Origin of the sequence: Micromonospora sp. NPDC049060 (assembly GCF_040649055.1) — a bacterium.
GTDB lineage: Bacteria > Actinomycetota > Actinomycetes > Mycobacteriales > Micromonosporaceae > Micromonospora > Micromonospora reichwaldensis.
This window is the reverse complement of record NZ_JBEZEV010000102.1, coordinates 1-22239: the sequence shown is the minus strand read 5'-3', so window position 1 is coordinate 22239 and position 22239 is coordinate 1. Positions and strand designations below refer to the sequence as shown.

Here is a 22239-nt window from a genome sequence, read left to right as displayed (position 1 = left end):
CGCGGGGGCTAAATGGTCCCCCTCGTTAACATGCGCCGGGGCCCGCGGGGGGGGGGGCCGGCGGCGCCCCCCCCGGCGGTGCCGGCGGCGGGGCGTCCCGCAGCGCCGCGACGGCGGCGATCGGGGCCACCACCAGCGCGACGGCGACCGCCCCGGTCGCGACGGCGGCGCGGCGGCGACGCCGCAGCGTGCGCCGGGCCGCGTCCGGGCCCGGACCGTCGATCCGGTCCGTCAGGTCTCCGCGGTACGCGGCGAAGCGCGCCCGCAGCGGGTCCTGCTCAGGCATGGCCGACTCCCTCCGGGTTCTCGTCGAGCAGGGTGGCCAGGACGGCGCGGCCCCGGTGCAGCCACGACTTGACCGTTCCCTCGGCCACCCCCTCCTGGACGGCGATCTGGGCGACGGACATGTCGGCGAGGTAGTGCAGGACCACGGCCCGCCGGTGTTTCTCGGGCAGCGCCGCGAGCGCCCTGTCGATGGCCACCCGGTCCGGCGTCGGGCCCGGCACCTGCGCCTCCACCCGCCGCTGCCGCAGCAGGTGGCCGCGGGCGGTACGCAGCCGACGCCACCTGCTGCGGGCGAGGTTCCAGGCCACCCGCCGGATCCAGGCCACCGGGTCGTCGTAGCGGGCCAGCCGGTCCCACCGGGCGAGCGCCCGGCAGAACGCCTCCTGCGCCAGGTCCTGGGCCTGGCCCAGGTCTCCGGTGTACGCGCAGAGCTGCGCGGTCACGCTGCGGAAGTGCGCGTGGTAGAAGTCGTCGAAGGTGATCGTCGCCGCGCCCTCGCCGGTCCGCGCGTCGACCGTCGGAGGTGGTTCGTTGGCGCGGGCCCCCATCGTCACAGTCACTGTCCCTCCCCGTTCGGGCCGCCGTGGGTGTCTGGCGGCGGTAACACTCCACCGGGTCGCGGCCGGTTGCGGCCGGCGCGGTCGTGGATCCGACGGCGGAACGGGGCACCGACGGGTCGACCGGCGCCGCCGTGGGCTGTGGTTGACTTGTGGCGGTGCTCGGGAAGGGGGCGGTCGTGCAGGTGCCGGGAGTGCTCGGTGAGCCGATCCGGTTCGTGCTGAACTGGGGCCGCCGCTACTCGCTCTGGGTCTTCAACTTCGGCCTGGCCTGCTGCGCGATCGAGTTCATCGCCACCAGCATGGGCCGGCACGACTTCATGCGGCTGGGCGTGATCCCGTTCGCGCACGGGCCCCGGCAGGCCGACCTCATGGTCGTCTCCGGGACGGTCACCGACAAGATGGCCCCCGCGATCAAGCGGCTCTACGACCAGATGCCCGAGCCGAAGTACGTCATCTCGTTCGGCGCGTGCTCCAACTGCGGCGGCCCCTACTGGGACTCGTACTCGGTGACCAAGGGCGTCGACCAGCTCATCCCGGTCGACGTCTACGTGCCCGGCTGCCCGCCCCGGCCCGAGGCGCTCCTGCACGGCATCCTGCGCCTCCAGGAGAAGATCGCCGCCGAGCAGTCCGGGATCGGCGGCGTGCCCCGGCCGGACGCGCTCGCCCCGCCGGTCGACGCCCCGCTGGCCGACGCCGGCTCGACCGGTATGCGTCCCCGCTCGGCGGAGTCGCTGACCGCCCCGCCGGTCCGCCCGCCCACCTCCTGAGCCGTACGGTCCGGTCGGCCGAGAACCCCGGTTGGCTGGCGGGGGCTAGCCTGCGCACCATGAACCACTCCGCCGACCAGCGTTCCGCCCACATCGCCGACGTGCTCACCGAGGAGTTCGGCGCGTCGATGGCTCTCGACCCGGCCGCCTTCCGCCGCAAGTTCCGCAAGATGGCCGCGTCCCCGTTCGCCTTCTACCGGGGCAGCGCCTCGCTCTTCTACGCCGACCAGGTCGGTGACTTCGCCGACGACCGGTTCCTCGACGACCGGACCAGCCGGGTGTGGATCCACGGCGACCTGCACGCGGAGAACTTCGGCACGTACATGAACGCGTCCGGGCAGCTCGTGTTCAACGTCAACGACTTCGACGAGGCGTACGTGGGGCCGTTCAGCTGGGACCTGAAGCGGCTGGCGGCCAGCGTGGCGCTGATCGGCTACGCCAAGGCGCTCTCCGACCGGGCGATCAGCGACCTGGTCACCGGCTTCGCCCGGTCGTACCTGACCGAGCTGCGCGCCATCGCCGAGGGGGGCGACGACGCGATCGGCTCGATCACCCTGGACAACGCCGACGGGGTGCTCCGCCGGGTGCTCCAGCAGGCGCGGCTCAACACCCGGGTCGACCTGCTCGCCACGCAGACCACCATCGACAACTACGAACGCCGGTTCTCGCTGGGCGACGGCGTCTACGAGATCGACGCCGAGACCCGGGAACGGGTCTGCGCCGCGTTCGAGGACTACCTCGGCACGCTGCCCGCCTCCTCCGCCCAGCTCCGTCCCGTGGCCACCCAGATCAAGGACGTGGTGCTGCGCAAGGGGGTGGGCATCGGCTCGGCCGGGCTGCCGTCGTACAACCTGCTGCTGGAGGGGCACACCCAGGCGCTGGAGAACGACGTCGTCATCTACATGAAGCAGGCCCAGGTGCCGGCGGTGGCCCGGCACATCGCCGACGAGGCGGTCGCGGGCTACTTCCAGCACCAGGGGCACCGCACGGCCGAGTCGCAGCGGGCACTCCAGGCGCACGCCGACCCGTGGCTGGGCTTCACCGAGCTGGACGGGGCCGGGCAGCTCGTCGCCGAGGTCTCCCCGTACGCGGCCGACCTCGACTGGGCGGACGTGAACGAGCCGGAGGAGTTGGCCGGCGTGCTGACCGACCTGGGCCGGGCGGTCGCCCGGATGCACTCGGTGGCCGACGACGAGTCCAGCCACGACCTGGTCGACTACTCCACGGAGGAGGCGATCGTGGCGGCGGTGGACGCCGACGAGGCGGGCTTCGTGACGCACCTGGTCGACTTCGCCCACGCGTACGGCGTCCGCGCCCGGCAGGACCACCAGCTCTTCGTCGACCTGTTCCGCAACGGCCGGCTGCCCGGCCTCTGAGCGGAGTCAGGAACCGAACTCCAGCACCACCTTGATGTCGTCCGGCTCGGAGGTGTACGCCCCGGCGTACGCCTCCACCGGCACCCGGCGGGTGATCAGCGCGTCGAGCCACGACCGGTCGGCGCGGGCCAGCGCGGCAGCGGCGAGGTCCCAGTGCCGGCGGTTGGCGTTCACCGAGCCGAACACGACGTTGTTCTCCAGCACGAGCGCGCGGTTGAGCGCCCCGGCGTCGAGGTCGATGGTCCGCCCGCCGCTGGAGACGCCGGTCAGGCAGACGATGCCGGTCGGCGCGGCCTTGTACATCACGTCGAGGACGACGACCGGCGCCCCGGTGCACTCCAGCACCACGTCCGGCTCGAAGTCCAGCTCGCTGACGGGCACGGTGTGGTAGGTCGCCCCGAGCGCCCGGACCAGGTCCGGCTTCGGCCCGGTGGTGTTGCGGTCCAGCACGTGCACGGCGAGCCCGCGCTGCGTGGCCAGCAGCGCGGCCAGCAGGCCGATCGGCCCGGCCCCGGTGACCAGTACGGTCTGCGGCTGCCACTCGGCGCGGGCACCGATGCGCTCGATGTGCTCCCACGCCTTCGCCACCACGCTGGTCGGCTCGAGCAGCATGCCGACCGGGGCGAGGGCCCGGTCCAGTCCCACGGCGAACCGGGGTTGCAGCCGCCAGCGGTCCCGGGCGAAGCCGGGCAGGGCCTTGATGCCGTGCTCGGTGAACCGACCGTTGCGGCACATGTCCCACTCGCCGACCGCGCAGTTCGGGCAGGGCACCGGGTCGGGGTGCCGGACGACGCCCGCCACCAGGTCGCCGGGTTGCAGCGTGCCCGACGGGTCCTCCAGCACCCGGCCCAGCGACTCGTGCCCCAGCACCAGCCGGTCCGCGCCGGGCGGCGCCTCGCCGTAGTCGCCGGCGATGATCTCGTGGTCGGTGCCGCAGATCCCCACCGCCAGCGCCTCGACCAGGATCGCGCCCTCCTCGGGCGGTGGCTCCGGATGATCGTCGATCAGCCGCAGCGAGTCGGCGACACCCGGAATGACAGTCACAGCGCGCACGCCCCCATCCTTCCCCGCCCCCGGTATCCCCCGCCGCCAAAGCCCGACATCCACCCCGCACCTCCGCGCCCCGCACCCGCGCCCGCACCCCGCACCCCACGCTCTCGTGCCCCGTGCCCCGTGCCCCGTGCCCCGCAGCTCCGCCCGCACGCCGCGTCCGCTCGATCATGCAGTTGTGGTGGGGGACGAAGGTCGCCTTCCCTGCCGAACCGGGCACCACGACTGCATGATCGTCCCGGCGGAGGGGCGGCGGAAGGGCGGGGGATCGGGGGTGGGGTGGGCGCGGGGCGTGGGGCGTTCGGTTGGGTGGGGGGTGCGGGGGAGGACCTAGGATCAGCGGCATGACTCCGGAAGAGGTCGGCCAGCGGATGGTGGCGCTGCTCGCGCCCGCCGAGGTGACCCCGTCGGTCTCCGGCGGCCAGGCGTACGCCCGCGCCACCGTCGACGTACCGCCGGCGAACTGGCCGGACGCGCTCCGCGCGGCCCGCGACGACGCCGAGCTGGCCTGCGACTACTTCGACTGGCTCTCCGCCGTCGACGAACTCGCCGGCGGCTTCGACGTGGTGGCGCACCTCTGGTCCACCACCCGCCGGCACGGGATCCTGCTGCGGACCCGGGTGCCCCGGGACGCCCCGGCGGTCGCCTCGGTCGTCGACGTCTACCCGGGCGCCGCATGGCACGAGCGGGAGACGCACGAGATGTTCGGCATCGACTTTCCCGGTCACGCCGGGCTGGCACCGCTGCTGCTGCCGCCCGAGTTCGAGGGGCATCCACTGCGCAAGGAGGTCGTGCTCGCCTCCCGGGTGGCGAAGCCCTGGCCGGGCGCGAAGGAACCGGGCGAGTCCGAGGCCGGCGGCGGGCGCCGCCCGATCCGCCCGCCGGGCGTACCCGCGCCGGGGGAGTGGGGGACGACGCCGACACCTGCCGGCGCGGGCGGGGTCGGCGAGGGGCCGCGCGGCGGCACCCCGGCCCGCCCGGCCCGGGAGCGGCCTGCCCGACCGGCCCCGGGGGCCCGTCCACCCCGTACCGCCCGGCCCGCCGCCACCGCCGACGGCCCGGCACCCGCCGACGGCCCGGCACCCGCCGACCCGGCGGTCACCCGTCCCGCCGACCCGGTGGCCGACGCCGGTCCGCCGCCCGCCGCACCTGTCGACGGTCCGGCGCCTGCCGACCCGGCGGTCACCGGTCCCGCCGACCCGGCGGGCGATGCCGGTCAGTCACCCGGCGGGCCCGGCGGCCGGACGGCCCGCCCCGGCCCGCCGGCGGACCGGCCCGCGTCCGAGGGCCCGGCAGCGTCGGAGCGTTCCGGCGACGACGGAGGTACGCCCTGATGCCACTGTGGTTGGAGCTGGTCATCCGGGTGGGGGGCGTGCTCGTCGCCTTCCTCACCCTGCCGTTGCTGGTCGGGCAGGCCGAGCACAAGGTGATGGCGCACATGCAGGGCCGGCTCGGCCCGATGTACGCGGGCGGCTTCCACGGCTGGGCCCAGCTGGTCGCCGACGGCGTGAAGTTCGTGCAGAAGGAGGACGTCACGCCCCGGGAGGCGGACCGGGCGGTCTTCCGGCTCGCCCCGGCGGTCGCCCTGGTGCCCTACCTGCTGGTCCTGCTGGTGATCCCGCTCGGCCCGGACGACCTGGTCGGGCAGCCGCTGGACATCGGCCTGTTCTTCGTGCTGGCCGTGGTGGGCGTGGGCGTGGTGGCGGTGCTGATGTCGGCGTGGGCGTCGGCCAACAAGTACAGCCTCCTCGGCGGGATCCGCGGCGCGGCCCAGCTGCTCGGCTACGAGCTGCCGCTGGTGCTGGCCGCCGCGTCGGTGGCGATGGCGGCCGGGACGCTCAGCCTCTCCGGCATCGTCGAGGCGTGGCAGCCGTGGTGGCTGCTCTGGCAGGCCCCCGCCATGGTCGTCTTCTTCCTCGCCGGGCTCGCCGAGATCCGCCGCCCGCCGTTCGACATGCCGGTCGCCGACTCGGAGCTGGTCTTCGGCTACATGACGGAGTACACGGGCCTGCGGTTCGCGTTCTTCCTGCTCGCCGAGTACGTCGGGATCGTGGTGATCGCCGCGCTCACCACCGTGCTCTTCCTCGGGGGCTGGCAGGGCCCCTTCGCCGACGCGCAGCTCGGCTGGCTGTGGACCCTGCTGAAGGTCTTCGCCGTCTCGTTCCTGATCATCTGGCTCCGGGTGTCCTACCCCCGCCTGCGCGAGGACCAGCTCCAGCGTCTCTGCTGGCTAGTCCTGGTCCCCGTCTCCCTGGGCCAACTGGTTCTCACCGCCGCCGTCCGCGTCGCGCTGTAGGGGCGCGCCGTCCGCGTCGCGCGGTGGGGCGCGCCGTCAGGGCAGCGGGGTGTGGGCGGGGTCGACGCGCTCGGCGGGCGGGGGCGGCGGGGGCGGGGTGCCGTCGCCGAAGGGACGACCGCCGAGGGCCTCGCGGCCGTGCGGGGTGAGCCAGTTCGCCAGGTCGGGGCCGAGCGGCACCATCCCGGTCGGGTTGATGTCGCGGTGCACCTCGTAGTAGTGCCGCTTGATGTGGTCGAAGTCGACCGTGTCGCCGAAGCCCGGCGTCTGGAACAGGTCCCGGGCGTACGCCCAGAGCACCGGCATCTCGGTCAGCTTGCTCCGGTTGCACTTGAAGTGCCCGTGGTAGACCGGGTCGAAGCGGACCAGCGTGGTGAACAGCCGCACGTCCGCCTCGGTGATGGTGTCCCCGACCAGGTAGCGCTGCCCGGCCAGCCGCTCGCTGAGCCAGTCCAGCCGGTCGAACAGCAGGTGGTACGCCTTCTCGTACGCCGCCTGGTCGCCGGCGAAGCCGCACCGGTAGACGCCGTTGTTGACGTCCCGGAAGAGCAGCGTGCTCACCTCGTCGATCTCGTCGCGCAGCCGCTCCGGGTAGAGGTCGGGCGCCCCCTCACGGTGGTACGCCGTCCACTCGGTGGACAGGTCGAGGCTCATCGGCCCGAAGTCGTTGGTGACCACCTGCCCGGTGGGCACGTCCACGATCGCCGGCACGGTGATGCCCCGCTCGTAGCCGGGGAACCGGGCGAAGTACGCCTCGGCCAGCCGCTCGATGCCGAGCACGGGGTCGCGCCCGCCCGGGTCGAGGTCGAACGTCCAGCTCCGCTTGTCGTGGGTCGGGCCGGCCACCGCCAGCGAGATCGCGTCCTCCAGCCCGAGCAGTCGCCGTACGATGATCAGCCGGTTCGCCCAGGGACAGGCGCGGCTGACCGCCAGCCGGTAGCGGCCGGGCTCCACGGGCCAGCCGTCGCGGGCGTCGGCGGTGATCCGGGTGGCGATGTAGCGCTGGTCCCGGGTGAACTCGCCGCCCGGCTCGACGTACCGGCCGCCGGTGCGCATCAGCACCTCGTCCGCGTTGGTCGCCGCGCCGCCCTCGGTCGTGCCGCCCATGCCCGCCCCCTCCGCCGTCGTCCGTCGCTCGTCCCATCATGGCGGCTACACCGCCCCCGGGCGCGCCGAGTGCCGACCTCCGCCGCTGGGCTCGCGGTGTGCCGACCACCGCCGCCGGGCGCGCGGTGTGCCGGCCGCCGCTGCCGGAGGTGGCGCGCCGGGACCGGCCGGCCGGCCCCGGTGGCCGGTTAGGCTGCCGCGATGACCGATGTGGAGGCGGCGGCCCGACGCTTCATCGCCGACGTGTGGAACGGCGCGCGGGAGGAGTCGGCGTACGAACTGGTGTCGCCGGAGTGCCCCGGGCTGGGCGGCGAGGGGCCGGAGGCGACGCTGGCGTGGCACCGGGAGCGCCGCGCCGCCTTCCCCGACCTGCGCTACAAGCTCGTGGACGTGGTGGCCGCGGGGGACCGGGTGGCGGTGCACTGGCGAGCGGCGGGCACCCAGGCCGGGCCGTTCGGGCCGGTGCCGCCGACCGGGCAGGTGGTCAGCTACTCGGGGGCGAGCTTCCTGCGCTTCGACGACGCGGGCCGGATCGTCGACGTGTGGAGCTGCAACGAGCTGTTCCAGCTCCTCCAGCAGCTCGGCGTCGAGATGCTCCCGCCCGCGCCCGGTGGGATCAGCGGGACCGGGGCGTGATCCTGCCGAGCGGGATGTCGATCTCCCACGGCTCCGGGACGAGGATGCCGTCGGTCATCCGGGCCTGCTCGACGTAGACGCCCTTTGCCGGGTCGAGCTTGTGGGCGTGCACCACGATCCCGGCCTCGGTCTCGATCCGCCAGAAGTAGGGGATGTCGGCCTCGGCGTAGAGCGCGGGCTTGAGCACCCGGTCGATGCTCCGCGACCCCTCGGAGACGATCTCGACCACCAGCATCACCTCGTGGGGCCGGTAGTGCGACGGGTTGCGCGAGGCCGAGTCCAGCTCCGTGACCAGCACGTCGGGGATGAACGCCCGGGTGCGGGAGAGCCGCACCTCGACGCCCTGCGTGACGTCGAGGTCGGTGGGGCAGCTTTCCTCGAGCGCGGCCATGAGACGACCGGCGATGGACTGGTGGAGTCGCGTGGGGGAGGGCGACATGATGAGGTTTCCGTCCAGGAGTTCGTGGCGGCGGCCGTCGTCGGGCAGGCGGTCGAGGTCGTCGGCCGTCCACTCGCCCGGCGGCGGAAACTCGTCGTGCAGCGCGGCGGTCATGGCGAGCCCTTTCCGGTGCGTCGTTCTCCCCGCCTCACCGTACCGCCGGCAGACCCCGGGTGGTGGTCGCGCGCGCCGCGGCCACAGGGCAGGATGGTCGGCATGACCGACCGCAGCGAGCGCAGCGAGCCGGGCGGCGCCGGCGGAGACCGTGGCCTGCCGGGCGCGGGCCTGGTGAAGGGGCTCGCGGTCACGTTGAAGACGATGACCCGCCGCTCGACCACCCAGCAGTACCCGGACGTCGCCCCCGAGCTGCCGCCCCGCTCGCGCGGGGTGATCGCGCTGCTGGAGGAGAACTGCACGGTCTGCATGCTGTGCGCCCGGGAGTGTCCGGACTGGTGCATCTACATCGACTCGCACAAGGAGGAGGTGGCGGTGCCCGGCGCCGCCCGCCCCCGCCAGCGCAACGTGCTCGACAAGTTCGACATCGACTTCTCGCTCTGCATGTACTGCGGCATCTGCGTGGAGGTCTGCCCCTTCGACGCCCTCTACTGGTCGCCGGAGTTCGAATACTCCGAGTACGACATCAAGGACCTGCTGCACGACAAGGACCACCTCGGGCAGTGGATGGCCACCGTGCCGCCGCCGCCCGCGCACGACCCGAACGGTGAGCCGGCGAAGGAGGAGACCGCCGCCGCGCGCAAGGCCGCGGTCCCGGCCGCGCCCGCCGCCCGTCCCGCCGCCCCGGCCGCCCGTCCCGCCGCCCCGGCCGTACGACCCGAGCCCGAGGCCGGCGCATGACCGGTGCGGACGTGCTGCTGCTCGCCCTCGGCGCGCTGGCGGTCGGTTCGGGGGTGCTGGTGGTGGCGACCCGGCACCTGGTGCGCGCCGGCCTCTACCTGGTGCTCTGCCTTGGCGCGCTGGCCGGGATGTACCTGGTGCTCACCGCCGAGCTGGTGGCCTGGGTCCAGGTGCTGATCTACGTGGGCGCTGTGGTGGTGCTGCTGCTCTTCGCGGTGATGCTCACCCGCGCCCCGATCGGCGCCTCCGACGACCTGGACCGGCCCGGCTGGGCGGCGGCGCTGATCGGCGGCGGCACCGGGCTCGGGCTGGCCGCCCTGCTCGTCGACGCGTACCGCTGGACGGCCGTGGAACTGCCCGACGCGGGCACCGCGGAACGCCTCGGCGACCAGATCTTCCGTAGCTGGGTGCTGCCCTTCGAGGTGCTCTCGGTGCTGCTGCTGTCCGCCCTGGTCGGCGCCATCGTGATCTCCCGCCCCGACATCGGCCGGCCGAGGGCCGACCAGCGGGGCATCGACCGGGCGGGCACCGAGGGGCGGTCGCGGTGAGACCCGTCATCCCGTACGTCACCGCCGCGCTGCTGTTCGGCCTCGGCGTCTACGGCGTGCTGCGCCGGCGCAACGCGGTGCTGGTGCTGATGGCCGTCGAGCTGATGCTCAACGCGGTCAACCTGATCCTGGTCACCGCCGACACCACGGTGCGCGCGCAACTGCCGCACGGCGGTCAGGTCTTCGCGCTCTTCGTGATCGTGCTGGCCGCCGCCGAGATCGGGGTGGGCCTGGCGATCGTGCTCCAGCTCTACCGGCTGCGGGCCACCGTCGCCGTCGACGAGGTGCCGCTGACCGAGCCGGTCACGGTCGCCGCCACTGCCGGGGCCGATCCGGGCAACGCTGCCGGGACCGACGCCCGGCCCGGGTCCGCCGACCGCCCGGAGGGGGAACGGTGAGCACGACCACCCTGCTCGGCGTGCTGCTGCCGGCCGTACCGTTGGTGGCGGGTCTGCTCGGTCTGCTGCTGCCACCCGCGCCGCGCGAGGCCGGCACGGACGGGGGCCGGGCCCGGCGGGTGGCGATCGCGCTCGGCGTGGCCGGGGCGGCCGGGGCGCTGGCGCTCGCCGTCGCCCTGCTGGTCACCCTCGACCGGCCCGCGGAGGCGTCCACCACCTGGGTGGACCTGGGCGGGCTGACGGTGAGCCTCGGGGTGCGGCTGGACTCCGCCGCCGCGCTGGTCGCCGTCGCGGTTGCCGCGGTGGCCCTGGCCGTGCAGGTCTACTCGGTCGGCTACCTGCGCCGGGGCCCGCACGACGACGTCGACACCGACCACCGCTACCCGCCGTACGCGGCGCAGATCAGCCTCTTCACCGCCGCCATGCTGCTGGTGGTGGTCGCCGGCGACCTGATCCTGCTGCTGGTCGGCTGGGAGGTGATGGGCATCTGCTCCTACCTGCTCATCGCCCACGACCGCCGGCTGCCGGAGGCACCGGCCGCCGCGATGAAGGCGTTCCTGGTGACCCGGGTCGGCGACGTCGGCTTCCTGCTCGGCATCGCGCTGCTCGGCGTCTCGGCCGGCAGCTTCCGGATCGCCGACGTGCTCGCCCACGACCACGCCACCGGTACGCTGACCGCCGCCTGCCTGCTGCTGCTCGCCGGGGTGGCCGGCAAGAGCGCCCAGTTCCCGCTGCACACCTGGCTGCCGGACGCGATGGCCGGCCCAACGCCGATCTCCGCGCTGATCCACGCCGCCACCATGGTCGCCGCCGGCGTGTACGCGGTGACCCGGCTCTACCCGCTGTTCGAGGTGACCCCGGCCGCGCTGGCGGTGCTCGGCGTCATGGCCTCGGTCACCCTGCTGCTCGGCGCGTTCGCCGCCACCGCCCAGGACGACCTCAAGCGGGTGCTGGCCTGGTCGACGGTCTCGCAGATCGGCTACATGACGGGCGCGCTGGCGGTCGGCTCCACCCCGGCCGCCCTGTTCCACCTGCTCACCCACGCCGCGTTCAAGGCGCTGCTCTTCCTCGCTGCCGGTGCGGTGATCCACGCCGTCGGCACCACGCTGATGTCCCGCATGGGCGGGCTGCGCCGCAGCATGCCGGTCACCTTCTGGTGCACGGTGATCGGGCTCGGGGCGCTGGCCGGGGTGCCGCCGCTGTCGGGCTTCTGGAGCAAGGACGGCGTGCTCACCGTCGCCCAGGACGCCGCCCTGCACGGCACCGGCCCGGCCCCGGCCTGGGTCGGCTGGCTGGTCTGGCTGGCCGGGCTGGTCGGCGTCGCGGTCACCGCCTGGTACGCCACCCGCCTGCTGCTGCGCACCTTCTTCGGCGAGGCGCGGATGCCGCTGGCCCACCCGCACGACCCGCCCGCGGTGATGCGCTGGCCGCTGCTGCTTCTCGCCGTGCCGGCCGCCCTGCTCGGCCTCGCCGGCTTCGACTGGGCCTTCGCCCGCCGGTTGCTGCTGACGCCCACCGCCAGCGCGCCGGAGCATCTGCTGATCCACGTCGGCCCGGAACTGCTGCTGCCGCTGGCGTTGCTCGCCGTCGGGGCGGGGCTCGCCTGGCTGCGCTGGCGGCGGGACCCGGCCGCCGACCCGGCGACCGGGCTGGGTCCGCTGCGGCCGGTCTTCGCCGCCGCGTTCCGGCTCGACGACGTCCAGCGCGCCCTGGTCGTACGCCCGGCGAAGGCGCTGGCCCGCGCCACGCGTACGGCCGACGAGGTGGTGGTGGACGGCGCGGTCGAGGGCAGCGGCCGGGCCGCGCTCGGCCTCGGCGGCGGCCTCGCGTCGCTGCACCGCGCGGCGCTGCCGCGCGCGGCGGCCGGCGTGCTCGCCGGGGCGCTGCTGATCGGCCTGGCGGCCGTCGTGATCGGAGTGGCCGTACCGTGAGCGCGAGGAGTGAGCCGGTTTTGCGAGCCCCGCAGTCGCGAACTGAGGTATCGCCATGAGGTTGGGGGAGTTCCTGCTGGTGGCGGTGCTGGCGCTGCCGGCGCTCGGCGCGCTGGCGGTGGCGGCGACGCCCCGGGACCGGGCGGCCCGGGCGGTCGGCACGGCCGTCGCCGCGCTGACCCTGGTGGCCGCCGCGCTGCTCTTCCTCGGCGACCGCGGCTGGACCAGCTACGCGGCGGACGCCCCCGCCGTGCGCCCCTGGCACCGGCTCGACCTGCCCTGGGTGCCCGGCCTCGACCTGCGCTTCCACCTCGGCGTGGACGGCATCTCCTGGCCGCTCGTCGTGCTGACCGCCCTGCTCACCCTGCTCTGCTGCGCGTACACGCTGTGGAAGGTGCCCGACGGCGGCAGCGGCCGGGCGCTGGTGGCCCTGCTGCTGGTCGTCGAGGTCGGCATCCTCGGCACCTTCCTCGCTCTCGACCTCGTGCTCTTCTTCGTCTTCTTCGAGGTCGTCCTGCTCCCCATGTACGCGATCATCGCCGGCTGGGGCGGCGCGGACCGGCGGCGGGCGGCCCGCAAGTTCGCCCTCTACACGCTGTTCGGCTCGGTGCTGCTGCTTGTCGGCGTGTTCGTGGTGGTGGCCGCCGCCGGGACGGCCGACGTGGTGGCGCTCACCGGCGGCACGGGCCTGTCCCGGGGCACCCAGCTCGCGGCGTTCACGCTGCTGGCGCTGGCCTTCGCGGTGAAGAGCCCGCTCTGGCCGCTGCACTCCTGGCTGCCCGACGCGCACACCCAGGCGCCCACCGTCGGCAGCGTCGTGCTCGCCGGGGTGCTGCTCAAGATGGGCACGTACGGGCTGGTCCGGATCGCGGTCGGGGTGGCTCCCGAGGGCGCCCGCTGGGCCGCCCCGCTGCTCGGCATGCTGGCGGTGGCGGCGATCCTCGTCGGGTCGCTGGTCTGCCTCGCGCAGCGGGAACTGAAGCGGCTGATCGCGTACTCGAGCGTCGGGCACATGGGCTTCGTGCTGCTCGGGGTCGCCACGCTCACCACCACCGGCATCCAGGCGGCCCTGATCGGCAACGTCGCGCACGGGGTGATCACCGGCCTGCTCTTCTTCCTCGCCGGCGCGGTCAAGGACCGTACGCACACCGGGTCGCTGGACGAGCTGTCCGGGCTGCGGGAGACCGCCCCCCGCCTAGCCGGGCTGCTCGGCTTCGCCGCCGTCGCCTCGCTCGGCCTGCCCGGGCTGGCCGGCTTCTGGGGCGAGGCGTTCGCCGTGGTCGCCGCCGTCGAGGTCGGCGGGGCGCTCTGGACCACCCTGGGCGTGCTGGCGGCGATCGGCGGGGCGCTCACCGCCGCGTACCTGCTGCGGCTGCTGCGCAGGGTCACGCACGGGCGGCCCAGCCCGGCGGTCGCACGGCTGACCCCCGGCCTGGCCGGCGCGGAACTGCTCGCGTGGGCGCCGCTGGTGCTGCTCGCCCTCGCGGTCGGCCTGGCCCCGACCCTGGTGCTCGGCGTCGCCGAGGCCCCCGTCGACGCCCTCGTGGAGGTGCTGCGGTGAGCGAGCGAATCATCGGGCTCTGTGCGCTGGTGTCTCGTGACGGCACGCAGCGGAGCGGAGTGCCGGCATGAGCGTGGTGCAGAGCGTCGACAACGTGGCGCTGCTCCCGGCGTACCTGGCCGCCGGCACGGCCGTGCTGGTGCTGCTCGCCGACCTGCTGGTGGCCCGCGCCCGGGTCACGCTGGCCACGGCCGCGATCGGCGCGGCGGTCACGGCGCTCGGCGCGACCCTGGTCGGCGCCGGGGGCGAGCGCCGGACGTTCTGCGTTGGCCCCGACTGCTCGTACGTCTTCGGCGGCCGGGCCGCCCTGGTCGCCGTCGTCGTCGCCCTGCTCACCCTCGGCGTGCTCGCGCTGTCCGGCCCGCTGCTGCGGGCGGGGCAGTCGCCGGCGGGGGAGTACTGCTTCCTGCTCGCCTGCTCGATGACGGGCGGCGTGGTGCTCGGCGCGGCCGGCGACCTGATCACCCTGATCGTGGCGCTGGAGACGCTCACCCTCCCGCTCTACGTCCTCGTGGGGCTGCGCCGGGACAGCCTGGCCAGCGCCGAGGCGGCCGTCACCTTCTTCGTGGTCAGCGTGGTCGCCACCACCCTGACGCTGCTCGGGGCGGCGCTGCTCTACGCGGCCACCGGCGGACTGCACCTGGGCCGGATCGGCGCGATCCTCGCCGACCGCGCGGACCTGCTCGACCTGCCGCTGACCACCGCCGCCGTGGCGCTTGTGGTGCTGGGGCTGGCGTTCAAGGTGGCGGCGGTACCGTTCCACGCCTGGGCGCCGGCCGCCTACGACGGCGCGCCGTTGCCGGTGGCGGCGTACCTGTCCACCGCCTCCAAGCTGGGCGGCGTGGTGGCCCTGCTCGCCGTGGTGCAGCACGCGCTGCCCGCCGACGTGACCGGCCTGGTGCTCGCCCTGCTCGCGGTGCTGACGATGACCGTCGGCAACCTGGTGGCGCTGCGCCAGCGGCGTACGGTCCGGCTGCTCGCCTGGTCCTCGGTCGCCCAGGCCGGCTACATCCTCGCCCCGCTCGGCGCGCTGGCGCTGGCCGCCGGGCGCACCGCCGACGCCCGCACCGCCGCGTACGCGGCCGCCGTGGCGTACGCCGTCTTCTTCGTGGTGCTGGAACTGGCGGCCTTCGCGGCCGTGGTGGCGTTGCGCCCGGCGGGCGCGGACGGCGGCACGGTCGACGACCTGCGCGGGGCGGCCCGGCGTCACCCGTGGCGGGCGGCGGCGCTCGGGCTGGCGCTGATCGGGCTCGCCGGCCTGCCGCCGGGCCTGGCCGGCCTCTTCGCGAAGGTGACAGTGGTCCGTTCGCTGCTGGACGGCGGCGCGGGCTGGCTGGCCGTGGTGGTGGCCGTGAACGCGGTGATCGGCCTGGCCTACTACCTGCGTCTCACCGCCGCCCTGTGGGCTGCGCCGGCAGAGGGGCCGGCCGTTCCGGTGGGCGCCGCCGCTGCCACGCCGGGCGTCGGGTCCGGCGGCGTCCCGGCCGTGGCCCCCGTGCGGGCCCGGACGGTCGGCGTGGTGCTGGCCGTGGCGACGGCTGCGGCGCTGGTGCTCGGCTTCGCCCCGCAGCTCGTGCTCGACGTCGCCGCCCGCTGACGCGGCGGTTCGCGTCGGACGGTCTTCCCGTCTTCGGGGGCTTCAGTCCCGACGGGCACTTCGGACATCTCAGGCAACTCACAGCCATGAGACGGATGGTTGGCGGGTACCGGGTTGTTGAACCGGTCAGCGGATCCCGAGCGATCCGTGCTGCACCGAAGGAGTGATCGTGCACCACAACCGTCTGAAGACCGCCGCGCTGCTCGGCCTGCTCACCTCGCTGATCCTGGCGGTGGGCTACTGGTTCGGCGGCAGTGGCGGCCTGGTCATCGCCGTCGTCGTCTCGCTGCTCATGAACGGCGTCACCTACTTCTACTCCGACAAGCTCGCGCTGCGCTCGATGCGGGCGCAACCGGTCAGCGAGGCACAGTTCCCCGAGCTGTACCGGATGGTCCGCGAACTGGCCACCGAGGCCGGGCAGCCGATGCCGCGCCTCTACGTGAGCCCGACGTCGCAGCCCAACGCGTTCGCCACCGGGCGGAACCCGCAGCACGCGGCCGTCTGCGTGACCCAGGGGATCACCGAGATCCTCGACTACCGGGAGCTGCGGGGCGTGATCGGGCACGAGCTGTCGCACGTCTACAACCGGGACATCCTCATCTCCAGCGTGGCGGCCGGGCTGGCCGGCATCATCACCATGCTGGCGAACATCGCCTGGTTCATCCCGCTGGGCGGGGGCGACGACGAGGACTCCCCGAACCCGGCCGTGCTGCTGCTCACCATCATCCTGGGGCCGATCGCGGCCACCGTCATCCAGCTGGCGATCAGCCGCAGCCGGGAGTTCCAGGCGGACGCCTCCGGGGCCACGCTCACGAAGGACCCGCTGGCGCTGGCCAGCGCCCTGCGGAAGATCCACATGGGCGCCCAGCGTCGGCCGCTGCCGGCCCAGGGGCAGCTCACCAGCACCGCCCACCTGATGATCGCCAACCCGTTCAAGGGCGGCGGCGTGGCGGCGCTCTTCTCCACCCACCCGAAGATGGAGGAGCGGGTCGCCCGGCTGGAGCGGATGGCCGCGAACAGCGGCCCCGTGCAGTTCCAGCGCTGAGGCGCTGATCACCTTTCCGCCCGTGTCCGGTCTCCCGGACACGGGCGGAACGCCGTGTGAGCGCGTTAACCGTTCCTTCCACGCCTCCGGCGGCGTTAGGGTCGAAAGGTTCCCCGCTCGTTACATCCCCTGGAGGTCGACCGTGGCCGCACTGCGCCAGTACCTGGGCGTCTGGCGGATCCCCGGAGCGCCGATGCTGCTGCTCACCGGCATCGTCGGCCGGCTCGGGATCGGCATGACCCCGCTGGCGCTGCTACTGGTCGTCGAGCAGGTCACCGGCCGCTACTCGCTGGCAGCCGTCGCCGGGGGCATCTACGCCCTCTCCGGCGCCGCGCTCAGCCCCGTGGCCGGCCGGATCGCCGACCGGATCGGCCCCACCCCGGTGCTCGTCGGCACCGCGATCGCCCACCCGTTCGCCCTGCTCGGCCTGCTCTGGTCCGCCCGCTCCGACGCCGGCAGCCTTGCGCTGGTCTTCGTGGCCTCCGGGGTCGCTGGCGCCACCTACCCGCCGTTGACCGCGGCGATCCGCGGCGCCTGGAACGACCTCACCTCGCCGTCGTCCGGCCGGTGGCAGCTGCGCAACACCGCCCTCGCCGCCGAGACCACGCTCTTCGAGATCGTCTTCGTGCTCGGTCCGCTGCTGGTCGCCGGCTTCATCCTGTTCGCCGACGCCGGGGCGGCCCTGGTCGGTTCGGCCGTGGTGACCCTGGTCGGCACCATGGCGGTGGCCCTCGGCCGGGTCATGCGCGGCTGGCAGCCACACCCGCGCGAACACCAGACCAGAGGGCTCGGCCCGCTGCGCGTGCCCGGCTTCCCGGCACTGCTGCTCTGCGTCGCCAGCCTGGGCATCGCCTTCGGCGCGGCCGGCGTGACCGTGCCGGCGTTCGCCACCGCCTACACGTCCGACGACCCCGACAGCCTGGCCGGGGTGCTGCTGGCCGTCTGGGGCGTCGGCAGCGCCGTGGGCGGTTTCTGGTTCGGCGTCCGCAAGCCGGCCCGGAACATGACCCGGCTGTTCTCGCTGCTGCTCGGCGGCGTGGCCGCCAGCTTCGCCGTGTTCGCGGTGATGCCCACGCCGGTGGCGCTGGGCACCGCCCTGGTGATCGGGGGCGCCATGATCGCGCCCGCGCTCACCCTGGAGAACACCCTGGTCGGCCGGATCTCCCCGACCAGCATGCTGAACGAGGCGTACACCTGGGTGGTGACCATGTCGGTGGGGGCCAGCGCCGCCGGCGGCGCGGTGGCCGGCCTGATCGTCGACCACGCCGGCGGGGTGCCGTGGGCGTTCGTCTTCGCGGGGGCCGCGGTCGCCGTCGGGGCCGGGGTCGCGGCCCTGCCCGCCGGGCCCATCTCCCGCGCGGAGGCCACGGCGGTACGCACCGAAGAGCTGCTGCCGGCCTGACGCCTACGGGTTCTGACCCGGTCGGCCCCACCGCAGCGGGGCCGACCGGACACCGTCAGCGGTAGTTGGTGAACTGGAGGGCGACGCCGAAGTCCTCGCCCTTGAGCAGCGCGATGACGGCCTGGAGGTCGTCCCTCTTCTTGCCGGTGACGCGGAGCTGGTCGCCCTGGATCTGGGCCTGGACGCCCTTCGGGCCCTCGTCGCGGATCTTCTTGCTGATCGCCTTGGCCTTGTCCGAGTCGATGCCCTGGATCACCTTGCAGTCGATCTTGAAGATCTTGCCGGACGAGCGCGGGTCACCGGCGTCCAGCGACTTCAGCGAGATGTTCCGCTTGATCACCTTCTCCTTGAAGACCTCCAGCGCCGCCCGCACCCGCTCCTCGGTCTCCGCCTGGAGGCTGATCGCCTCTTCGCCCGACCAGGAGATCTCGGCGCCGGTGCCCCGGAAGTCGAACCGCGTCGCGAGCTCCTTCTCCGCCTGGCGGAGAGCGTTGTCGACCTCCTGGCGGTCGACCTTGCTCACGATGTCGAACGACGGGTTCGCTGCCATGCTCATGCTCCTGCTGTCCGGCGGTCTGTGGTCCTTCGTCCCCCGCTGACCAGCGGTACGACCCCCTGACGGTACCCGGTTGCGCCGATGCCGGGGTGAGCCGCTATCCTTGCTTCCGCTGCCGCGTTACGACGCGGTGGGGTGCCCTGGCGGGTTGCCCGAGCGGCCAATGGGAGCGGACTGTAAATCCGTCGCGAAAGCTACAGAGGTTCGAATCCTCTACCCGCCACCAGGTGCACGAACGGCCCTGTGAGCAGCGGAAACGCTGACACGGGGCCGTTCTCGTTGAGTCCAGCACAGTCCGGACAGATCCGGCCGTCTGTGAGCCTCCACGGGAACATGGCGGGAACGCTGATCTTGGCTGGCGGTGCGCGCTGCCTGTCTCGGCCTCGACGCAGCCGGCCGGGTGTCCTGGATATCCGCCGCAGAGCTGCCGTGGGCAGTCTCGGCGGTCCTGCTGTGTTTGCGGGCATGGAACACTGATCGTGTGGCCGTCTTCAAATGCGCCCGCTGCGGCGCGGCGCTGACACCAGACCTGGCGCTCTCCCGAGAAAAGCTGGTTCGCCCGCCAGCACAAGAAGGCCGCGGTCCTCGTTCGTCGACGATGCCGCGTGGGTTCTTCGCCATCGACCCTGAGCCGTTCGGTGCCCCATTCGTGCCAGCAGCGGATCAAAGCCCGCCTGTCTACGACGAACCAGTGGCCATGCCGGGTGGTGGTTCATGTCACATTAATGGCGTCCTCGTTGTTTTAGCCGGCCCGCGCAACACCATTGTGATCCACCCGGACGACGCTCCATCGCTTCAGCTACACCCGGAATGCAGCCGTCGGTCGGGCTGCTGCGGCCTGGGCGGTGAACGCGGGCCGAATCAGGTTTGCCCTTGCGGTGCGGAGGTGGCAACGCTGATGGCGGACTGCGTCGCAGCTCATGAACTGCACTTAGATCCAGATCGGGTTTCGCCACAGGGCGAGACACAGTAGCGGAGATCATCATGAAACGGCGAGGGGAAGACCGATCATTCTGACGGTTACCCTTCCGCCGGTTGGGTCTGCCTTGGCGCGAGACCTGGTCGCTGCTGCGGGGATTTGAACCCCTAATGCCGTGGGGCGAGTAGAGATCATCCGGAATCGGGCACATCTGGCCCCTGATCAGGGCTGGAGTCATGGCGCTGAGGGCGTACGTGAGCGGTCGGGCGGTCCTGGCGCGCGTCGTCGTTCGCCGCGATCACCGACTGGCTGCACGATCTGGACAGCAGTCCCGCAGCCGGCTCGGCTTCCAGCTATCCACGAGAAGTGGGTGGCGGGGTGCTTCCGTGTCTACATGCGGGCTTGGCGGCGGCCTGCGATTGTGCCGGCTGCAAGCGTGATCACCATGACCGCCGCGAGGATGAGGGTCGTGGTGATGGAGACGTCCAGTTCCCACCCTGCTTGTTTGAAATAGAGCTGGTAGGTGGCTTGCGCCAAGGCTGGCGCCAGGAGGAGCACCGAGGCGACGATGGGCATCCGTGCATCGATGGGCGCGGCGATGACGGCCAGTGCGGCGAACGCGTACAGGGACATAAGTGGTGCGTCCGACCAGCCGTTGACCGGGCTCGGCGTCAAAGCGACGACTGCCAGTGCCCCGAGGACGGGCCAGGCCCATGGTTTGGTCACGGGCGTTCGGGGTGCGCGGAGCAGTGGCAGCAAGGCCAGCGAAGCCAGCAGCGCTGGCCAAAACCTGGGAACAATCGAACCCTGGAGGCTAAAAACCAACCAAAGCGATTGGGCAAACCAACTCGCCGACCAGAGTTGCGCGGCCACGGCCAATATTGTCGCAGCGAATGCCAGTCGGTAGCTGCCCCATGCCGTAGCGAAAAGCGCGATGGCCAGCACCGTCGGAATGACGATGAGCATGAACCACCACGTGTCGGGTTTGTATGGGCCATCCGACAGCGTCGTCACCAAGAATGAGATCGGGCCCCCTGCCCAGAGCGTCATGCCGTACACGAGCAGGGACAGCGCGGACAGTCGCAGCGCGGAGTATCCCAGCGCTGATCGCGAGCCGAGACGGTCGACACCGGTGCGGGCGCGTAGCCCTCCGACCACGAGCGCCGCCGCTTCTCGAAGGTGCGGCCGCTGCCGCTCGTCGTCAGCCGTGGCGAGCAGGGTTTCGAGCATCTCGTCGGCGCGATACTGCTGGTAGGCGCGAGGGTAGGCCCGCAGTAGCCACCGGTAGCGGCGCTCCAGTTCAGTCATGCCGGCACCACCCAAGCCGCAGACGTCGAGCGGACGGAACGGTCACGAACGACGCTGGCCGCCGCAGCCATCCGCTCTGCTTCCGCACGTAGTGCGGACATACCTAGCTGGGTGAGCTCGTAGGTGCGGCGGGCGCGGCCGTTGACCACCCTTTCCTCGGCCACCCGCACCATCTCTTCACGGGTGAGCCGGTCCAGAGCGGCGTAGAGGGTGCCCGTCGTGAGGCGCACCCGCCCGTCGGACAACTCCTGCGCCCGCTTGACGATCGCGTAGCCGTGCAAGGGTTCGTCCTGCAACGCGGCCAAGATGAAGTAGGTGGGTTCGCGCATCGACGCGAAGGAACCAGTCATGTCATCAACATAAGCAGATGGTCGACGTATGGGTCAAGACTCGATGATCGCGAAGGCGGCTACTTGGAGTAGTTGACGTTTGTCGCTCGTAGCTGGGCGCGAGTCCGGTAGGTGCACCCGGAAGTCGGGGCCAGCACGCACTGCGGGCCGTAGTGGGACACCACCTCGCACGCGGCCGTGATCATGAACGACAAGATCGGCGACGCCCTCGGGTGAGCGCGGGATAAGTGCAGACTGAGTCGATGACTGGTGAAGTGGGTTCGCCACTGGCAGTGACGGACAGGCTCGTACTGCGAGAGGTTCACTCGTCCGACATGGCTGTCATCGAACGGATGTGGCGTGACCCGGTGATGCGGCGATACCTCGGTGGTCCGGTGTCCGATGTGGAAGTGGCCGAGCGTCGGAGGTATGACCAGGCGGGCGGACTGATGGTGGCGACGCACTCCGGGGAGGCCGTCGGTAGGTGCCACCTGGGCCAGTACCGCACAGGTGATCTTGAGTTGTCGTACGTCTTCCTACCGGAGTGGTGGGGGAGTGGGTACGCCCGGGAGGCATGCGCGGCGGCCATCGGGTTGGCCTTCGACCGGTTCCCGGACGCCGCCCGGCTGATCGCTGTCACTCAGGAGGCGAACACCCGATCGGTCCGCCTCTTGGAAGCCCTTGGCATGGTCCGGGTCGACGCGTTCGAGGAGTTCGCCGCGCGTCAGGTGATGTACGCGATCGACCGCCCGTGGGCAGCGCGGATGAGAGCGCAACAGTGAACCTTGATCGTCCCGGCGGTGTTCAGGTGACGGATTCGAAGACCCTCGGTAGACGAAGGGCGTGGCGAGAGGTGCTTCCCCCGGTCCTTGCGGGAGTCGCCTTGGGGATGGCGGCGTTCGCTGCCGACCTCGTGCCGGAAGCTGTGGGCAGGGTCCTCGTGCCAGCCTTCAGCTCGGGATTCGCCTGGGCCGTGGTGTCCCTCGCCGTGAGCTACTACGCCGCGACCTTGAGATCAGCTCTGGTCGCTGGGGTCGGCACACTCGCCGAGGCGACTCTGACCTACTATGGCCTCATCGCTGTACTGAGCCGGCAGTGGATCAGCGGTTCGGCGCCACCACCGGACGGGCTCGGCTCCATCATGCGCGCGTCGACCTTCTGGCTGGCTGGTTCGTTGCTGGGTCTGCTGCACCGGCAGGTGACAGGTGTAGTCACGCGGCCTGACTGGCCGGTGCGTGCATGATGGTCTCGAATTCAACAGGGGTCAACCGGGA

Annotated in this window: 23 protein-coding genes, 1 tRNA gene and 1 pseudogene; 16 read left to right on the top strand and 9 right to left on the bottom strand. The window is 72.7% G+C overall.

Going from position 1 to position 22239, the window contains the following annotated elements; translation table 11 throughout:
* Nucleotides 1–25 precede the first annotated feature (25 nt).
* Together AB0B83_RS26480 and AB0B83_RS26475 are read right to left on the bottom strand one after the other, a co-directional pair.
* Nucleotides 26–286 carry a hypothetical protein gene (locus AB0B83_RS26480; RefSeq protein WP_357580426.1) on the bottom strand — a complete coding sequence of 87 codons (261 nt, stop codon included), beginning with the start codon at nucleotides 284–286 and terminating at the stop codon, nucleotides 26–28.
* Nucleotides 279–845, bottom strand: coding sequence for a SigE family RNA polymerase sigma factor (locus AB0B83_RS26475; protein ID WP_357580425.1), 567 nt, complete (start codon nucleotides 843–845; stop codon nucleotides 279–281). The genes AB0B83_RS26480 and AB0B83_RS26475 overlap by 8 nt, the downstream gene beginning before the upstream one ends.
* Before the next feature lie 176 nt (nucleotides 846–1021).
* Here AB0B83_RS26475 and AB0B83_RS26470 point away from each other — a divergent pair, with 176 nt between their 5' ends.
* Both AB0B83_RS26470 and AB0B83_RS26465 read left to right on the top strand, forming a co-directional pair.
* On the top strand, nucleotides 1022–1612 hold the full coding sequence (locus AB0B83_RS26470; RefSeq protein ID WP_357580428.1) for an NADH-quinone oxidoreductase subunit B family protein: 591 nt from the start codon (nucleotides 1022–1024) through the stop codon (nucleotides 1610–1612).
* A 59-nt stretch (nucleotides 1613–1671) separates the two neighbouring features.
* Nucleotides 1672–2988, top strand: coding sequence for a DUF2252 domain-containing protein (locus AB0B83_RS26465; protein ID WP_357580424.1), 1317 nt, complete (start codon nucleotides 1672–1674; stop codon nucleotides 2986–2988).
* 6 nt (nucleotides 2989–2994) lie between these two features.
* Here the strand turns inward: AB0B83_RS26465 and AB0B83_RS26460 are convergent, their stop codons facing one another.
* Nucleotides 2995–4041, bottom strand: a complete 1047-nt coding sequence (locus tag AB0B83_RS26460) for a glucose 1-dehydrogenase (RefSeq protein WP_357580423.1) — start codon at nucleotides 4039–4041, stop codon at nucleotides 2995–2997.
* 341 nt (nucleotides 4042–4382) lie between these two features.
* Here AB0B83_RS26460 and AB0B83_RS26455 point away from each other — a divergent pair.
* Nucleotides 4383–4949 (top strand): annotated as a pseudogene (locus tag AB0B83_RS26455) (NADH-quinone oxidoreductase subunit C); the annotation flags it as partial.
* Nucleotides 4950–5371: 422 nt separating this feature from the next.
* Nucleotides 5372–6334 carry a complex I subunit 1 family protein gene (locus AB0B83_RS26450; protein ID WP_132230869.1) on the top strand — a complete coding sequence of 321 codons (963 nt, stop codon included), beginning with the start codon at nucleotides 5372–5374 and terminating at the stop codon, nucleotides 6332–6334.
* 36 nt (nucleotides 6335–6370) lie between these two features.
* On the opposite strand, the gene AB0B83_RS26445 is transcribed toward AB0B83_RS26450, so the two are convergent.
* Nucleotides 6371–7441, bottom strand: coding sequence for a glutathione S-transferase C-terminal domain-containing protein (locus AB0B83_RS26445; RefSeq protein WP_357580422.1), 1071 nt, complete (start codon nucleotides 7439–7441; stop codon nucleotides 6371–6373).
* Nucleotides 7442–7642: 201 nt separating this feature from the next.
* Here AB0B83_RS26445 and AB0B83_RS26440 point away from each other — a divergent pair, with 201 nt between their 5' ends.
* The gene (locus AB0B83_RS26440; RefSeq protein WP_357580421.1) at nucleotides 7643–8077 is read left to right on the top strand and encodes an ester cyclase; all 435 of its coding nucleotides are present in this window, start codon (nucleotides 7643–7645) and stop codon (nucleotides 8075–8077) included.
* Here the strand turns inward: AB0B83_RS26440 and AB0B83_RS26435 are convergent.
* Nucleotides 8058–8630 carry a Uma2 family endonuclease gene (locus AB0B83_RS26435; protein WP_357580420.1) on the bottom strand — a complete coding sequence of 191 codons (573 nt, stop codon included), beginning with the start codon at nucleotides 8628–8630 and terminating at the stop codon, nucleotides 8058–8060. The two genes, AB0B83_RS26440 and AB0B83_RS26435, sit on opposite strands and share 20 nt — an antisense overlap.
* Before the next feature lie 93 nt (nucleotides 8631–8723).
* Here AB0B83_RS26435 and AB0B83_RS26430 point away from each other — a divergent pair, with 93 nt between their 5' ends.
* The 8 genes from AB0B83_RS26430 to AB0B83_RS26395 all read left to right on the top strand — a co-directional run bounded on the left by AB0B83_RS26430 (nucleotide 8724) and on the right by AB0B83_RS26395 (nucleotide 17853).
* Nucleotides 8724–9371 (top strand): NADH-quinone oxidoreductase subunit I, encoded by a 648-nt coding sequence (locus AB0B83_RS26430; RefSeq protein ID WP_357580419.1) that lies wholly within the window; start codon nucleotides 8724–8726, stop codon nucleotides 9369–9371.
* Complete coding sequence (locus AB0B83_RS26425; protein ID WP_357580418.1) at nucleotides 9368–9919, top strand: NADH-quinone oxidoreductase subunit J; 552 nt, start codon at nucleotides 9368–9370, stop codon at nucleotides 9917–9919. Before AB0B83_RS26430 ends, AB0B83_RS26425 begins: the two co-directional genes overlap by 4 nt.
* Complete coding sequence (nuoK, locus tag AB0B83_RS26420) at nucleotides 9916–10317, top strand: NADH-quinone oxidoreductase subunit NuoK (protein ID WP_357580417.1); 402 nt, start codon at nucleotides 9916–9918, stop codon at nucleotides 10315–10317. Before AB0B83_RS26425 ends, nuoK begins: the two co-directional genes overlap by 4 nt.
* Entirely contained in the window at nucleotides 10314–12248 is a 1935-nt protein-coding gene (locus AB0B83_RS26415) for an NADH-quinone oxidoreductase subunit L (RefSeq protein WP_357580416.1), read from the top strand. Before nuoK ends, AB0B83_RS26415 begins: the two co-directional genes overlap by 4 nt.
* A gap of 49 nt (nucleotides 12249–12297) precedes the next feature.
* Nucleotides 12298–13809 carry an NADH-quinone oxidoreductase subunit M gene (locus tag AB0B83_RS26410; RefSeq protein ID WP_357580427.1) on the top strand — a complete coding sequence of 504 codons (1512 nt, stop codon included), beginning with the start codon at nucleotides 12298–12300 and terminating at the stop codon, nucleotides 13807–13809.
* 67 nt (nucleotides 13810–13876) lie between these two features.
* A complete protein-coding gene (locus tag AB0B83_RS26405) occupies nucleotides 13877–15406 on the top strand; it encodes a proton-conducting transporter membrane subunit (protein ID WP_357580415.1) in 1530 nt (509 codons plus the stop codon).
* A gap of 169 nt (nucleotides 15407–15575) precedes the next feature.
* Nucleotides 15576–16451, top strand: coding sequence for a zinc metalloprotease HtpX (gene htpX, locus AB0B83_RS26400; RefSeq protein WP_311410853.1), 876 nt, complete (start codon nucleotides 15576–15578; stop codon nucleotides 16449–16451).
* A 142-nt stretch (nucleotides 16452–16593) separates the two neighbouring features.
* Nucleotides 16594–17853: an MFS transporter gene (locus tag AB0B83_RS26395; RefSeq protein ID WP_357580414.1), complete on the top strand. Its 1260-nt coding sequence runs from the start codon at nucleotides 16594–16596 to the stop codon at nucleotides 17851–17853.
* A gap of 55 nt (nucleotides 17854–17908) precedes the next feature.
* Here the strand turns inward: AB0B83_RS26395 and AB0B83_RS26390 are convergent, their stop codons facing one another.
* Nucleotides 17909–18403, bottom strand: a complete 495-nt coding sequence (locus tag AB0B83_RS26390) for a YajQ family cyclic di-GMP-binding protein (RefSeq protein ID WP_089003198.1) — start codon at nucleotides 18401–18403, stop codon at nucleotides 17909–17911.
* Nucleotides 18404–18551: 148 nt separating this feature from the next.
* Between AB0B83_RS26390 and AB0B83_RS26385 the strand changes: the two genes are divergently transcribed.
* Nucleotides 18552–18635, top strand: a tRNA-Tyr gene (locus AB0B83_RS26385).
* A gap of 1083 nt (nucleotides 18636–19718) precedes the next feature.
* On the opposite strand, the gene AB0B83_RS26380 is transcribed toward AB0B83_RS26385, so the two are convergent.
* From AB0B83_RS26380 to AB0B83_RS26370, 3 genes are read right to left on the bottom strand one after another with little or no spacing between them, the layout of a single operon-like run.
* Entirely contained in the window at nucleotides 19719–20636 is a 918-nt protein-coding gene (locus AB0B83_RS26380; protein WP_357580413.1) for a hypothetical protein, read from the bottom strand.
* Nucleotides 20633–20986, bottom strand: coding sequence for a PadR family transcriptional regulator (locus AB0B83_RS26375; protein ID WP_357580412.1), 354 nt, complete (start codon nucleotides 20984–20986; stop codon nucleotides 20633–20635). Before AB0B83_RS26375 ends, AB0B83_RS26380 begins: the two co-directional genes overlap by 4 nt.
* A 59-nt stretch (nucleotides 20987–21045) precedes the next feature.
* Nucleotides 21046–21171 carry a hypothetical protein gene (locus AB0B83_RS26370; RefSeq protein WP_357580411.1) on the bottom strand — a complete coding sequence of 42 codons (126 nt, stop codon included), beginning with the start codon at nucleotides 21169–21171 and terminating at the stop codon, nucleotides 21046–21048.
* Nucleotides 21172–21228: 57 nt separating this feature from the next.
* Here AB0B83_RS26370 and AB0B83_RS26365 point away from each other — a divergent pair, with 57 nt between their 5' ends.
* Entirely contained in the window at nucleotides 21229–21747 is a 519-nt protein-coding gene (locus AB0B83_RS26365; protein ID WP_357580410.1) for a GNAT family N-acetyltransferase, read from the top strand.
* 107 nt (nucleotides 21748–21854) lie between these two features.
* Entirely contained in the window at nucleotides 21855–22208 is a 354-nt protein-coding gene (locus AB0B83_RS26360; RefSeq protein WP_357580409.1) for a hypothetical protein, read from the top strand.
* The last annotated feature ends 31 nt before the right edge of the window (nucleotides 22209–22239 follow it).

Excerpts from the sequence above, each read along its gene's own strand:
- AB0B83_RS26480 (WP_357580426.1), bottom strand. The coding sequence starts at position 286 with ATGCCTGAGCAGGACCCGCTGCGGGCGCGCTTCGCCGCGTACCGCGGA.
- AB0B83_RS26375 (WP_357580412.1), bottom strand. The coding sequence starts at position 20,986 with ATGACTGGTTCCTTCGCGTCGATGCGCGAACCCACCTACTTCATCTTG.
- AB0B83_RS26435 (WP_357580420.1), bottom strand. The coding sequence starts at position 8,630 with ATGACCGCCGCGCTGCACGACGAGTTTCCGCCGCCGGGCGAGTGGACG.
- AB0B83_RS26370 (WP_357580411.1), bottom strand. The coding sequence starts at position 21,171 with ATGATCACGGCCGCGTGCGAGGTGGTGTCCCACTACGGCCCGCAGTGC.
- AB0B83_RS26390 (WP_089003198.1), bottom strand. The coding sequence starts at position 18,403 with ATGGCAGCGAACCCGTCGTTCGACATCGTGAGCAAGGTCGACCGCCAG.
- AB0B83_RS26430 (WP_357580419.1), top strand. The coding sequence starts at position 8,724 with ATGGTCGGCATGACCGACCGCAGCGAGCGCAGCGAGCCGGGCGGCGCC.
- AB0B83_RS26405 (WP_357580415.1), top strand. The coding sequence starts at position 13,877 with ATGAGCGTGGTGCAGAGCGTCGACAACGTGGCGCTGCTCCCGGCGTAC.
- AB0B83_RS26465 (WP_357580424.1), top strand. The coding sequence starts at position 1,672 with ATGAACCACTCCGCCGACCAGCGTTCCGCCCACATCGCCGACGTGCTC.
- AB0B83_RS26425 (WP_357580418.1), top strand. The coding sequence starts at position 9,368 with ATGACCGGTGCGGACGTGCTGCTGCTCGCCCTCGGCGCGCTGGCGGTC.
- AB0B83_RS26380 (WP_357580413.1), bottom strand. The coding sequence starts at position 20,636 with ATGACTGAACTGGAGCGCCGCTACCGGTGGCTACTGCGGGCCTACCCT.
- AB0B83_RS26440 (WP_357580421.1), top strand. The coding sequence starts at position 7,643 with ATGACCGATGTGGAGGCGGCGGCCCGACGCTTCATCGCCGACGTGTGG.
- AB0B83_RS26445 (WP_357580422.1), bottom strand. The coding sequence starts at position 7,441 with ATGGGCGGCACGACCGAGGGCGGCGCGGCGACCAACGCGGACGAGGTG.
- AB0B83_RS26360 (WP_357580409.1), top strand. The coding sequence starts at position 21,855 with ATGGCGGCGTTCGCTGCCGACCTCGTGCCGGAAGCTGTGGGCAGGGTC.
- AB0B83_RS26365 (WP_357580410.1), top strand. The coding sequence starts at position 21,229 with ATGACTGGTGAAGTGGGTTCGCCACTGGCAGTGACGGACAGGCTCGTA.
- AB0B83_RS26450 (WP_132230869.1), top strand. The coding sequence starts at position 5,372 with ATGCCACTGTGGTTGGAGCTGGTCATCCGGGTGGGGGGCGTGCTCGTC.